Below are 13,222 nucleotides of genomic sequence, written 5' to 3' on the forward strand. Positions count from 1 at the left end.
TGGATTGAGTCAATAGAAAAGGTCAGCCGACCCGACCCGCTGCAGGCCGGGGTCCTGTCGCGCCAACGAGGCTCTGGCCAGCGCCAGGGAAGTTGTGCACCCCTCCTGGAACGCGGCCAGATCCCGATAGATCGGGAAGAGACTGAAACCCTGATCGCGATACCACGCCACGTCGGCGCTCGACGGGTGGATGCCGCTCCAGCGACCTGCCTTTCGGCACGCCACAGCGATCCGCTCAACGAGCTCCTGGTGGCGGCCCGGCTGAACGGCTAGTTGAGGCGGAAGTCCGGCCGAGGCCGCGAGGTCGCTCGGGCCGACGTAGACCACGTCGAGGCCGTCGACCGCCACGATCTCGTCGATGTTGTTCACGCCGGTCTCGGTCTCGACCATCGCGAAGCACACGGCCAGCTCATCACCGAGAGATGGGCTGTACGGCACGTGTTCGAGCATCGGCCGCATAGCCCCCCAGCTGCGGCCGCCGCTGGGTGGGTACCGGCACGCATAGGCAGCCTGCTGCGCCTGCTCGGCCGTCTCGATCAGCGGCACGATCACTCCCTGGGCCCCGGAGTCCAGGGCGCGACCGATCTCCGGGAGGCTGTTGCCCGAGACTCGGACGACCCCGGGCGTGCCTGAGACGGCGATCGCCTGCAGCATGTGCAGGAGCATGTCGTAGCCGATGAGGCCGTGCTGAGTGTCGATGCCTATCCAATCGAAACCCGCGCGACCAGCCGCCTCGGCGGCGACCGGATTAGGCATTTGCAGCCAAGCTCCGAATAGCGGTGACCCTGACGAAAGAGCCTCACGCAGTGAGCGAGTGGGGGTCATAGCATCCCTTCTTTCGACGGCGGTCGGCTTTGGTCATTCGTGGCGGCGCGCAGGTCCGGAGTGTGAGTCGCGATGGATGCTGGTCTTGTTGCGTTCGATCCAGTCGAAGTCGCCGTCGATGCCGAGGCCGAGGCCGGTCCTGTCGACGTGCGGATGATCCGTTCTCGGTCGTGGAGACATGTGCAGTCCGGGGATCGTCCGGACGACACCTCACCTATGCCGGCGATCGCTGCCGTGCCCTTGCGCACAAGCCCTCTCCTGACTAGTTGCCGCCGACACAGAGCGGTCCATGTGATCGACGTCACGGAAGCGTACGGGCGTACGGCTCGGGCGTCAACCACCGTTTCGGCGATAGCCCCCGGAAGTACCCGATGCGCGGCTCCTTTGGGACCGAAGGACGCGCCCGGTGGCCCGACCGACGGGCCTGACGGACTCGCACGTCCGTACGGTATCCTGCTCGATATGTATGATCTGAGTCACAAATGGACATGAGGCGCATAGATGGCGTGCACACACAGTTGCTCTCTGCGGCTCGACGTCGCACCAGGAACTGCTTCGCGAGACCGCGATACGGGAACGAGGCGGACAACGGCAAGAAGAGGACTGACGAGCACTGCCGGCCGCACCTTGCACGCCACCCTCACCGTCGAGCGCTTCTGTGATCCGACGGCAGGTGCGCGCTACATGTCCGCCACCTGATGTGCGACCCCCGGCACAGCACGGTCACGGTCCGGTCATGGTGCTCGCGGCCGAGTGCGACCTTCTGCCTGACGACCATGATCACGCCGGTGTTCGACGCCCGTCGCTGCACGCAGATCGGCTCGGTCGACCGACGCGTACCGACCCGACCGGGCGGGCGGGCTCGCTGCAACCGCGCAGCTTCACCGGACTCGAGCAGGTTCGGCCGAGGTCCGCAGCAGCTCGCGGGTCTCGGCATCGAAGAACAAGCGCGGCGCGCCTTCCTCCATGTGATTCCGACTCGACCGCCAGCAAGGAGCTCGGCGGCCAGCATGATCCGCTGTCGCAGTGAACACCACGTTGCGGGCCACGGTGCGCTCCCCTCCAACGATCGTCCCGCTGGCGCGGCCGCCGGTGCCGGCCTGGACGCCAGCCGCGCATCACCGGCGGCACCGCGCACAGCGGACGTCTCATCGACCGGCTCGGCGACCTCGAGCGAATCGCCCCGGGATTCGTGGATGCCTCCTGTCAGACCTGGGGCGATTTCACTTCGGCCGCTGCCGCGACAGCCCGTGCCGGCTCAGAATCCGGTCGATGGTGCGTTCCGGGGCATTGGCAGGCCCTCGTTCGTGCCAGGCAGCGGCTCGCGCAACAACTCCAGCCGGGTCCGACCCGACCCCCATCGGGGATGCTCGTGCCGCATCTCGACCGCCGCGACCTCGGCCGCTTTCACCGCCCGACATAGACACGACAGCGGCCGATGCGACCGACCGCCCAACCCGCCGATCTGTTCGTCCAGATACCGAACCATCCAGTGGTGCACCGTCGACCGGTACGACACCACCCGCGCGGGCGGCCTCGACGACATCCCATGCCCGACAACACAGTCCGGACCGCATCCAGGCGCTGTTCGACCAGCGACAAGACAACCAGTACCGGGCCCAGCCTCCCTGACTCCGGGACGCCCCACGGAGACGTCGCGATCCACGGTGCCTATCACGGCCGGTGTCACAGATCAGCTGACGGACGTGAGCAGAAGGTCAGCGGTGAACACCTGTCTTATTGCGTTCGATCCAGGCGAAGTCGATTTCCACGCCAAGACCTGGTCCTGTCGGCGCGTGGATGATCCCGTTGTTGTCGACACTGACGTTCTCGACGAGACCGAGACCGCCATCAAATGCCTTCCTGGGAAGCATTACTTCGTGGAACTCGCAATTTGAAGCCGCCAACTCCACGTGGAGATTCGCGACGTTGTTCAGAGAGTTGCCGCCGTGGTGGACCTCGAAGTTCATGCCGAATGCTTCAGCAAGGTGCGCGGCCTTGATGCAGCCGGTGATTCCCCCCTTGATTGCCACATCCCCTCGAAGGTAGTCAGTAGCGCGAGCGGTGATCCAGGGCGCGTAGTTTGTCAACAGTCCGCCAGGCATCTCGGTCGCCATGAGAGGAATCCTCAGGAGCTCACGGAGCTTCGCCATGTTGTACATATCGGTCTCGACGAGCGGGTCTTCATACCAGTAGTAGTCGAGTTCTTCGACGACCTTGCCGACGCGCAGTGCAGCCGGATAGTTGTACGCCCATGCGGCGTCGAGCATCAGCGTGAAGGAGTCGCCGACGCCTTCACGAACCGCTCGGACGAGCTCGATGTCGTCTCGCCACACACGGAAGGGATGAATCTTGTATGCGTGCCAGCCCATGTCGCGAAACTCCACCGCCTCCGCGACGTAACTCTCGATCGAGTCCAACCGCTCTGAGCTGGCGTACACGGGAATGGAATCTCGGTAAGCGCCGAGTAGCTTGTAGATCGGCTGGCCGGTCACCTTTCCAGCCAAATCCCAAAGGGCGATATCGACGGCGCCGATCACCCACGGCTGGACCGGGATCCGGGCGGCCAGCATCGCTTGGTAGAGTGCCTCGCGATCCATGGGATCGCGTCCTAGAAGCGCGGGCTTAAGTTTGTCGAGAAGGGCGCGGAAGTCGCTGCCAGCCGGTCGAGTCCGGCCTCCCAGGAATGAATAACCCTCGACGCCCTCGTCGGTCTCGATTCGCACGAGGCCGAGGCTGGTCGTCATGGGTGGCAATCCGGTTGGGTCAAAGGGTCCTCGGCCCAGCGGGTCCGTCGGCGGGTCCACAACCCAGGGGAAGATCGTCACGCTTACGTCGTTGATCAACATCCGCAGAAACTCCTTCTAGTCTTCTAGTCTCGTCTGAGCCGGGTATTCATTCGGGTCCGCCATTCGTTGCTTGTCGGACATTGGTCAAATTCACAGGATTGCAATCGGATTTACCGGTGAGCCGGTGCCTCCCTCGACCCGGAGCGGTGCAGTGACGAGGAAGAAGTCGCTACGGTCGTGCGTGCGGCAGTATTCGACGAGTGGTCCGAGGCTCGCGTTGTCGACTACGGCCAACCCGTAGGCCCAGATGGCGCCATGCACGGTCCACGCGATGTCTACGCATCCGGTCGGATAGGCATCTTGCATGTCCCACACGAGCATGGATGCGTCCGTATCGCGGATGAACTCGAGGACTGATGCGTGTACGCCAGCACGGGGCGACTCGTAGGCCGGGCGGTCATGGCCGCGCCGCCCCCACTCTCCCAGCTCGGCCGGCCAACGGTCTCGGCCGCAGTACACAACCAGTGCGTCGCCAGCACGGACCTCGAACGACTTGGACTCGGCGATCTGTTCCAGTTCCCAACCGTGGACGGGCTGGTCGTACTCAACGAAGTCCACCCCGCGGAAACCGGGCACATCGAAGACCACTGCCCGAGTCGCGAGTCCATTGCGCCACTGATCGATGTCACACGCTTGCGCGCGCCCAGCGGTGAGCACTTGGTCGGGATCCCGACCCCCATAGATCCCGTCTCGGTCCCACACGTGGCAAAGCGCATCGATGTGAGTGCTTGTCAGGCCATGGTAGGCAATCCCGTAGTAGTCGCTCGCATGGCCGCCGCCTCTGCGGCTCTCTCGTTGCAACATCAGGTGCTGGGCGGGGCGCGGGTTCACCTCTGAGTGTGAGGTCGGAAATGGCATGCTCAAAGAGATGGTGACACCGTCCCGCACCAACTGGGCGGCCTCGATCCGCTTCTCTTGCGTAATCAGGTTGACGGTGCCGAGCTGATCGCCTTCGCCCCACCGTCCCCAGTTTTTCCGTGCCCACAACTGGTCGCGAATATCGCTTTCGCTTGGGGCATCACGTCGCATCTTGCTCACCAGTGAATGATCTCCAACTCAGGCACTGACGTGTGCCCGGTCGAGGGTGAACACCGGCAGCACCATGTCGGTGCCAGGCACCGTATAGAAGTCCGCCGTCACCCGGTCGCCGCACTGAACGCTGGACGCCTCGGGTCCCACGATGTTCGACATGAGCTGAACCCCCTCGTCCAGACGGACGACGGCGATGACATACGGAACGAGATCCGCGAATCCGCTCGGAGCGCCGGCCACCTGCTGGGTATAGGTGTAGACCTCGCCTTGACCAGACGCGTCTCGCCAACTGAGCGCGTCTGCCAGGCAGTTGGGGCAAATCCGCTTGGCGTACAGCGTGGCCGCCCCACATTGGCCGCATACCTGGTAGACGAGTCGCTTCTGCCGCGCTGCCGACCAGAACGGCGCGCTCCAATCGGACGGCGACGGGACGGGACGAGTGGTGGCGGTCATGCTCAACGCTCCTTCGAAAGCACCGTGACGTGTGAATCCATCCAAGTTCCGCCGGATGCAGTTTCAACGGCGTTCACTGCACCTTCGACCTGTCGCTGCCCGGCCTTGCCCATCAGCTGACGGAATGCCTCGACGAGCACTGCGATGCCGCCACCGGCGGCGGTGTGGCCCTGCGACAACATGCCGCCGTTGGTGGTCATCGGCATCACGCCGCCGGGGCTGGTGTGCCCCGCGGCCACGAACGCGCCGGCCCGCTCGCCACGGCACAGGCCGAGCGCGTCCATCGCGATCAATGGAAAGACCGGGTAAGCGTCATAGCAGGCGGCGACCTGGATGTGGTCGGGTCCGATGCCAGCCTGCTCATAGGCGCGCTTGGCTGCCTCCGGAAAGCCCAGCTTGGCCAGATCGACGTCCTGCGACATCGAGTAGTGGGTGACTAGCGAGCCGTGGCCACGCACGTAAACCGGGGCCTCCGTGATCGATGCAGCGTCGTCGGCAGGAGCCACGACGTAGGCGCAGGCGCCGTCGGCCAGCATGTTGCACTCAAGCGAGCGCAGTGGCGTGGCAACCATCTTGCTCCCGAGCACGTCATCCAGGGTCAACTCCGAGCGGTACATCGCATGCGGGTTGAGCATGGCCCACTTGCGCAGAGACACACACACTGACGCGAGCTCCTCGTCGGTCGTGCCGGTCTCGTACATGTAGCGCTGCGAGATCATCGCGCCGACAGCGTTCATATTGTGGCCAAACGGGCGCTCCCACTCCTCGGAGACGCCAGTCGTGGCGAACAGGTCCACGCCCCGCTGCGGGGGCAGCGACCCCACCTTGTCCGAGTGCAGGACCAGAATCCGGCGCGCGGCCCCCGTGGTGACGAGGGCTTCAGCCACGGCGAGCATGCTTGAGCTGCTCGCCCCTCCCGCCATGACCTGCACGTTCATTGCAACACTTCGGAGCATCCCGAGCTCTTCGCAGATCCGCGAGAACACCAGATCGACGTTGAACTGCGGCGATGCCAGAGCACCAACCGGCATGACGACGTCGATGTCGCGCGGCGAGAGACCTGCGTCTCGGAGGGCGGCCGCTGCGCTGAGCACCGCAGCCTCGACCTCTGAGCGGTCTGGGAATCGTCCGGACGGCACCTCACCGATGCCAACGACGGCTGCCGTGGCTTTGCGCACAAGCTCCTCCTGACTTAGCGACCAGCGTCACAGGCGATGTCGCGTGATCGGCGTCACGGAAGCGTACGAGCGTACGGCTCTGTCGTCAACTGCCGGTGCCGGGATCATGGCAGAAGGCGCGCTTTGACACGGGGAAACTCACCAGGCCAAGCTTTGACCGACCACGACGACCGGGCCTTGTTGACTCGCACGGACGTACGGTATTTTCCTTGGTGATGTAACGCGGGTCACATGACCGCAGCTGACAGGAGGGCTATGCGCTGCTTGAAACCCACCGCACAAGCACAGGTTGGGCCGATCCTCGGCTCGCCGGCAGTCTCGATGACGCCGAGCACCAGTGGGGTCAACCTGGCCGCGGTGTGCTCTAGGGTCGGCGACGGTATGACCCGTCTAGTTCACATCGAGGGCTGACGCGCATCATGGATATCTCCTTCTTCCTGCGCCACGTCTACGACGACGTTGCCCGTTTCGACTCCGACCGGCCGGCGTTGAGCCTCGAGAACGACGAACCAGTCACCTACCGACAGCTCGGCGAACGCACGAACGCCTACGCACGACAACTCCTGGACTTGGGCGTCAAGCCAGGCGACCGGCTCGCCATCCTCATGTACAACAGCGTCGAGTATTGGATCGCCTACTTCGCGATCACGCGTATCGGCGCGATTGCAGTGCGGCTCAACTTCCGGCTCGGCATCGAGGAGCTCAAGTACGTCCTCAACGACTCGGGCTCAACGGTTCTCCTCGCCAACAGCGAGTTGCTCGCGCCGCTGGACCAGCTCCGGTCCGTCGTCCCTGTTCAACACTACTTGGCACTTGGACCAGAGGCAGGGCGTCCTGATTGGGCGAAGCCATGGGAGCAACTTGAGCGGGGCGACACCCACTCACTCGACATCCCGCTGCCGGCCGCTGAGGTTGGCGCCATGATCATGTACACCTCCGGCACCACCGGCCGACCCAAGGGAGTGCTCTGGTCACACGGCACCACGACCTGGTGGGCCGCACTCCAAGTCATGGAGTGGGGGTTCGACGAAAACTCTGTCACGATGGTGACCGGGCCGCTCTACCACATCGGCGGACTCGAGAACTATGTGTTGCCAACGCTCGCCATGGGTGGCCACGGTGTGATGCAGCGGAGCACAAACTTCGACCTGACCCGCACTCTGAAGATCGTCGAAGATCAGCGCATCACCGATCTCCTGCTCTTCCCGGTCATGATCAACCAGCTCGTTGAGCGACTAGACCTCGACCAGTTCGACCTCAGCAGCCTTACGCGAGTCTTCACCGGTGGCGACGCGCTGTTGCCATCGGTATGCGAACGACTGAACTCAGCCCTACCCGGTGCGGACCTGATCCAGGTCTACGGCCTCACCGAGGGCACACCGATCGCGACATGCTCGGCACCCGGAATGGGCTACGAGCGACCGGCCAGTGTCGGCCGAGCATTTCCGTTCGTCGAGGTTTCTCTACGTGACGACCAGGGCGACCCGGTCCCGCCAGGAACAATCGGCGAGATCTGGACCCGCAGTCCAGCCAACTCCCTCGGTTACTGGAACAAGCCAGACGAGACAGCCGCAACCTTCACCGACGGCTGGTGCCACACCGGCGACCTGGGCGTGGTCACCGATGGCACCCTCAGCATCGCCGGACGCAAGAAGGACATGATTCGAAGCGGCGGAGAGAACATCTCCCCAGCCGAGGTCGAGGACGTCCTCCTGCGCCACCCCGCTGTCGTCGACGTAGCAGTGATCGGCGTGCCCGACACGGAGTACATCGAGGCGGTCTGCGCTGTTGTCGTGACAAAAGAGGACGTACCGGTGACCGCCGAAGAGCTGATCGCGCACTGCCGGGCACACCTCGCCAGCTTCAAGAAGCCCCGACAGGTAGTCTTCGTGTCCGAGCTGCCGAGGACACCCTCGCATAAGATCCAGAAGTTCCGGATCCGTGAGATGCTCGCGGCGGATACTTTGACCACGTCATGAGGGGAACCGTGCCCGACAGTCGCAACGGTCCCGAGACCCGACAAAAGATCATCGACAAGTTCAGCGAGTTCGTCGCCGAGCATGGCTTCGAGATAGCCAGCGTCTCGATGCTGTCGACTGCTCTCGGCATCAGCAAGGGAACGGTGGTTCACCACTTCCCCGCGAAGAACCTGATCATGGCCGAGGCCCATATGCAGTACATGGAACGTCGCGTGCGCGAGATGTACCGAGTCCTAGAGGTGGTCTCGGAGCCTGAGTACCAACTCGCCGCCATGATGTACGCCATCGTCCGCGCGCATCGCGATGACAGGCCTGGGACCATCTCGTTCCTGCGAGAACAAGCCCGGTTCCCGTTTGGTGGCGATGTCCAGGCGATGCGCACGCTCCGGAACGAGTTCACCGCGATCATGACGGGCATTTTGCGCAGGGGACAGCTGACTGGAGCGTTCGGCTTTACTGATCTCACCGTTACAGCTATGCAGATCTTCGGGACATGTAACTACGTCTGGACCTGGCTCCGGCTTGATGAGCCCGCAACCGTCGAAGACGTCTCGGCCGAGTTCGCATCGAACACTCTCCGAGGCCTGTGCGCCAAGTCCGAGCATGGCGACCGCTTTGCTCCCCGGCGACTGCTGTCCTTCTTCGGCTCTCTAACAAGCGTTCTCGAGCCCTTCTATCCCCCTGACGCATCGAGCCAAGCTGCGGTGAAACGGATGCAGGCGTAACTCTTTCTGCCTCAACGGCTCCGCGCAGAGCCAGGAGCCTGACGAGTGAGGCGTGGTCTCAGCCCTGATTCACCATCGGTGGATCATGGCTGAGACCACGCAAGGGACTGCTCCGACCGTCGCACGTTGGCCGCCTACGTCACCGTCAACACGACGAGACTCAACGGCGAAGACCTACACCACTTCCGGGGACGTCACCACCATCCAGCCGCCTGGGCCGGTCACCCACGCCGGGAAGGCGGCAGCGGCACGAATCGCGGTCAAGCGCTACCGATTCATTCCAACGCGCCACTCCGGGCCAAGACCGCACCCACTCGCCGAATTGACGGGGTCGTCACAGCCGGATAGGAACCGCCTCGGGCCCACGTACCGCGAAACCTGGCCCGTAATCGATATCTCCGGCCAATTCGTAGTCCGGCAGCCGTTCCAAGAATTGCTCTAGCCAAACCGCCGATTCCAGGCGCGCAAGATTCTGGCCCAAGCAAGTGTGGATGCCAAAACTAAAGCCAAGATGCTGTCGGCGCTCACGCCGGATATCGAACTTGTCTGGTTCGTCCCATCTGTCAGGGTCCCGGTTGCAGGCGCCCAAGAGAACGACCACTCTGGCGCCGTCCGGAATCTGAATGCCGTCGACGAATACGTCGTCACCACGAACCACACGCCGCGCAACCTGGGAGACACTTTGCCAGCGGAGGACCTCCTCGATGACTGCGGGGATGAGCGAGTGGTCGATCCCGACAGCGCGGCGTTGATCCGGGTGGTCCCCGAGTGCAACGATAATATTGGCCATCAGTTTCGCTGTTGTCTCGTTGCCGGCGAAGATCAACTGACTGTTCCCCGCTCGGAGATCCCGTTCGCTGAGCTGGTTGGCTACCGACGAATTCGTCATCTTCGAGATAAGGTCGCTTGTTGGATCCAAGCGCCGCTTATCCATCTCAGCGCCGATGAATTCATGTAGTGCTCGAGTGGCCTCGGCTCCCTTTTGCAGAATTACCTCTCCAGCCGGGGACGGGTCGAGCAGGCCTGAGGGGATCGCGCCCATGAGGTCGCTCCACTCCGCGACTTGCCGCAACGTCTGTGGGTCGAGACCGATACCGAGCATTTGAGCAATAACCTGCACAGGGATTCCGCGCGTCATATGCCGGACGGCGTCGACAGTCTCACCGGCGCGGAGCCGTTCGACGAATGGGTCGACTGCAGATCGGACGGCTTCGTCGACCACGGCGCGCTGCTCGTCAAGGGTGTCCCGTTGGAAGTCGCGTGCCCAGACACCTCGGATCTCACCATGGAGGGCTGAGTCCTCAACCTGCATGGTGGCGCCACCGAAGACCGACTCGAGTTGCCGGTCGGCTCGGAATTCCCTGGGATTCGCCAGGACGCGCGAGCCAATCTTGAACGATGTAATGGCCCAGTGATCCAAATATTCGTTGTATACGACAGGGCCAATCTCCCGAAGCTCATCGAGCTTGGGATAGGGGTTTGCGTTGAACTCGGCCGTAAAATAGTCCAGAGAAACGAAGGGAACCTGGGTTGACTTGGCTGATGTCATGGTTGCTGGATATCTCCTGGCTACTTGTGCTCGCACGTTACCGCCGTGAGCGCGACTGCCACCGATCGGCACCTTTGGCGGGATAGCAGCGCAAAAGGGAAACCTTGCCTTGCCGCCTGTTGTCAATCAATGCTGCGGGCCGAGTTGAGTATGTGCTCGCGCGGTACGTCGTATCCATGTACGTCGCGAGTGTGCTCCGTCGCGACGGCGACCAGCTCTTCAGCGCCGATTGCCTCGACGATTCCGCCACATGCCGGACAGATGACCTCCATCAATGGCTCGTCAGCCGAAGCATCGCCCGTCACCTCCACGCCAGCTCCTTGTTGACGGGCTGACGTGCCGGTGATGGATCGCAAACGCCGTACACAAAATCACTGCCACAACCCACGGCGCCGTCGAGGGGGGCCCTGGAAATCCGATGCGTGGTTGTGAATGCCGTCGTCGTCGCAAGTCCGCCGACCCGAGGACCTGCCTGGGCCGGCGACTGGGCAGTATCGGTGGCCGGAGAATCGATGCGAACTAGGCGCGTCATGCGCTCGCTGACGCTAGCCCACATCGCTGCCACGTTGACCCCATTGGTGCTCGCCGCCGTCGGGACTGCCGGCGGGCCGAGGATCAGCCCGGCCTGCGCTTGTGCGGTGGGTTTCAAGCAGCGCATTGGCCCTCCTGCTATCTGCGGTCGTGTGACCAGCGTTACATCATCCCGAACGATACCGTACGTGCGTGCGAGTCAACAAGACCAGCAAGTGGGAGCCGGGGAACGCCCCATCGGGACCATCGGCGCTTGACTCGGTGCTTGTGGATATGCGCGTGTTCCATTCGGGTTGACGCAATACTCGTACGCGCGTACGCTTCCGTATCGCTGATCACAGTCATCGGACGGGTGGCGCCCTTCGAAGAGCCGCGCGACTCGACGTGCTCGTCGGCCGATGTCACGGACAGTTGGCCAAGCTGCACGTCTTGGATCAGGCTGGGCAGCTCTTAACCGCGAAGGAGGAGACATGCGCGTGTTGGTGGACCGCGAGAGGTGCGTTGCGAGCGGCATGTGCGTACTGGCGTCGAACAAGGTGTTCACTCAAGACGAGGACGGCATAGTGCAACTCTTACAGAGCGAGGCGCCCGCGGAGTTGCATGAAAGCGTCATAGAGGCTGTACGCGCCTGCCCTGCTGGCGCCATCGAAGCCGATGACTAAATCTTCGGTCCACGACTATTGTCGGTGGGGAGCCGGGAGATGCGCCGACGATGTCCGTGACTAGCAACTCTGTGCTCATCATCGGTGCTGGTGCAGCTGGCCTCACGGTGGCTGAGACTCTCCGTCACCGCGCGCCGGAGACCAGCGTGACGATCCTGGGCGACGAACCTGGGCCGCCCATCGATCGCCCGCCACTGTCCAAGGACGTCTTGTCGGGCGCGTGGGCACCAGAGAAGGCGCGGCTGCTTTCGGAGCGTCGGCTCGAAGGCCTAGGTGCCCGACTACTCACTGGACGGCGCGCCAGGGAGCTGGATATGGCTTCCAAGGCTGTGACGACCGACGACGGCGCGAAGCACTCGTACGACGCGCTCGTGATAGCGACAGGCGTTCAGCCGCGGGTCTTCCCTGCACCAGATTTGGCCTCGGTGCACGTTCTTCGGACCCTTGAGGACTCCCTGCGATTGCAGCAAGACCTCCGGCCGGGCGCACGACTTGTGATTCTGGGTGCAGGGTTCCTTGGCTTGGAAGCGGCGGCGACAGCATGCGCGATGGGCGTCGATGTGACGGTCGTCGAGTCCACGCTGACGCCACTAGCCAGCCGTGTTGGACCGCTGTGTGCGACGAGGCTCCTGGAGCTTCACCGTAAGGCGGGCGTGCGCATATTGACGGGTCGCGAGGTCGAGAGCATTGTCGGTGAAGATCCACCGCCACCTCCGCCATATCTTGGGTCGAGCGGCGAGCCCCGCAGACCGAGCGCTGTCCGGGAGGTTCGACTGGTCGACGGTACGCAGTTGGAAGCCGAGTGTGTTCTCGTTTCCATTGGATGCGTCCCGCAACTCGAATGGCTCGTGGGCAGCGGCATTGACCTTGACGATGGGATTGTTTGCGACGAATACTGCCGCGCAGCGCCCGGAGTGTGGGCCGCTGGCGACATCGCTAGATGGCTCCACGTCGGTCTCGGCCGCCACGTGCGACTGGAACATCGCACAAATGCGACTGAGCAGGGGCGGGCGGTAGCCCTCGACATCCTCGGCGTCGGGAACCCCTATACTCCAATCCCCTTCTTCTGGACCACCCAACACGGGGCGACGATCCAGGTAGCGGGAACCATTCCGAAGGACGCGTCCGTCGATGTTATCGAGGGAGACGCCAACTCAGATTCCTTTATCGCGGCCGCGTCGATAGGTAAGGAAGTGGTAGGTGTCATCGCATGGAACGCGGCGCGGCGCATGCCCCACTATCGGCTTGAACTAGCGAAGCGCTTCCAGTATTGACAGAACTCTAGTGGAACTTTGGGGCGATTTCATTGCCCCCCATTGCCGGGCAGCCCGGGGGAATCTCACCCCCAGGCCCCCACAGATCCGGACGTGAATCTCTCGATTTATCCGGCTCGTGCCGCTCAGGTGTCAGGTCGTATACCGCAGTGCCCAGTGCGCGAA

General features: G+C 63.3%; 11 protein-coding genes. 4 read left to right on the plus strand and 7 right to left on the minus strand.

Annotation, left to right across the window (positions count from 1 at the left end):
• Window positions 1–9 precede the first annotated feature (9 nt).
• From ACQPY0_RS46350 to ACQPY0_RS46370, 5 genes are all read right to left on the minus strand, one after another.
• Entirely contained in the window at window positions 10–756 is a 747-nt protein-coding gene (locus ACQPY0_RS46350; RefSeq protein ID WP_432975985.1) for an HpcH/HpaI aldolase family protein, read from the minus strand.
• A gap of 1,787 nt (window positions 757–2,543) precedes the next feature.
• Window positions 2,544–3,674, minus strand: coding sequence for an enolase C-terminal domain-like protein (locus ACQPY0_RS46355; protein WP_432975988.1), 1,131 nt, complete (start codon window positions 3,672–3,674; stop codon window positions 2,544–2,546).
• Between the two features lie 90 nt (window positions 3,675–3,764).
• Window positions 3,765–4,703, minus strand: coding sequence for a cyclase family protein (locus tag ACQPY0_RS46360; protein WP_432995663.1), 939 nt, complete (start codon window positions 4,701–4,703; stop codon window positions 3,765–3,767).
• A gap of 27 nt (window positions 4,704–4,730) precedes the next feature.
• Window positions 4,731–5,159 carry a Zn-ribbon domain-containing OB-fold protein gene (locus tag ACQPY0_RS46365; RefSeq protein WP_432975991.1) on the minus strand — a complete coding sequence of 143 codons (429 nt, stop codon included), beginning with the start codon at window positions 5,157–5,159 and terminating at the stop codon, window positions 4,731–4,733.
• A 2-nt stretch (window positions 5,160–5,161) separates the two neighbouring features.
• On the minus strand, window positions 5,162–6,337 hold the full coding sequence (locus tag ACQPY0_RS46370; RefSeq protein WP_432975994.1) for a thiolase family protein: 1,176 nt from the start codon (window positions 6,335–6,337) through the stop codon (window positions 5,162–5,164).
• Window positions 6,338–6,756: 419 nt separating this feature from the next.
• Between ACQPY0_RS46370 and ACQPY0_RS46375 the strand changes: the two genes are divergently transcribed.
• Window positions 6,757–8,316, plus strand: coding sequence for a class I adenylate-forming enzyme family protein (locus ACQPY0_RS46375; protein ID WP_432975997.1), 1,560 nt, complete (start codon window positions 6,757–6,759; stop codon window positions 8,314–8,316).
• The gene (locus tag ACQPY0_RS46380) at window positions 8,313–9,041 is read left to right on the plus strand and encodes a TetR family transcriptional regulator (protein WP_432976000.1); all 729 of its coding nucleotides are present in this window, start codon (window positions 8,313–8,315) and stop codon (window positions 9,039–9,041) included. The genes ACQPY0_RS46375 and ACQPY0_RS46380 overlap by 4 nt, the downstream gene beginning before the upstream one ends.
• A 334-nt stretch (window positions 9,042–9,375) precedes the next feature.
• Here the strand turns inward: ACQPY0_RS46380 and ACQPY0_RS46385 are convergent, their stop codons facing one another.
• Together ACQPY0_RS46385 and ACQPY0_RS46390 are read right to left on the minus strand one after the other, a co-directional pair.
• A complete protein-coding gene (locus ACQPY0_RS46385; RefSeq protein WP_432976003.1) occupies window positions 9,376–10,590 on the minus strand; it encodes a cytochrome P450 in 1,215 nt (404 codons plus the stop codon).
• Between the two features lie 122 nt (window positions 10,591–10,712).
• A complete protein-coding gene (locus ACQPY0_RS46390) occupies window positions 10,713–10,901 on the minus strand; it encodes a hypothetical protein (protein WP_432976006.1) in 189 nt (62 codons plus the stop codon).
• A 690-nt stretch (window positions 10,902–11,591) separates the two neighbouring features.
• Between ACQPY0_RS46390 and ACQPY0_RS46395 the strand changes: the two genes are divergently transcribed.
• Together ACQPY0_RS46395 and ACQPY0_RS46400 are read left to right on the plus strand one after the other, a co-directional pair.
• Entirely contained in the window at window positions 11,592–11,783 is a 192-nt protein-coding gene (locus tag ACQPY0_RS46395) for a ferredoxin (RefSeq protein WP_432976009.1), read from the plus strand.
• Between the two features lie 50 nt (window positions 11,784–11,833).
• A complete protein-coding gene (locus ACQPY0_RS46400) occupies window positions 11,834–13,057 on the plus strand; it encodes an NAD(P)/FAD-dependent oxidoreductase (protein WP_432976012.1) in 1,224 nt (407 codons plus the stop codon).
• Window positions 13,058–13,222 lie beyond the last annotated feature (165 nt).

Origin of the sequence: Dactylosporangium sp. CA-233914, from assembly GCF_050942935.1 — a bacterium.
In the GTDB taxonomy this organism is placed as follows: Bacteria; Actinomycetota; Actinomycetes; order Mycobacteriales; family Micromonosporaceae; genus Dactylosporangium.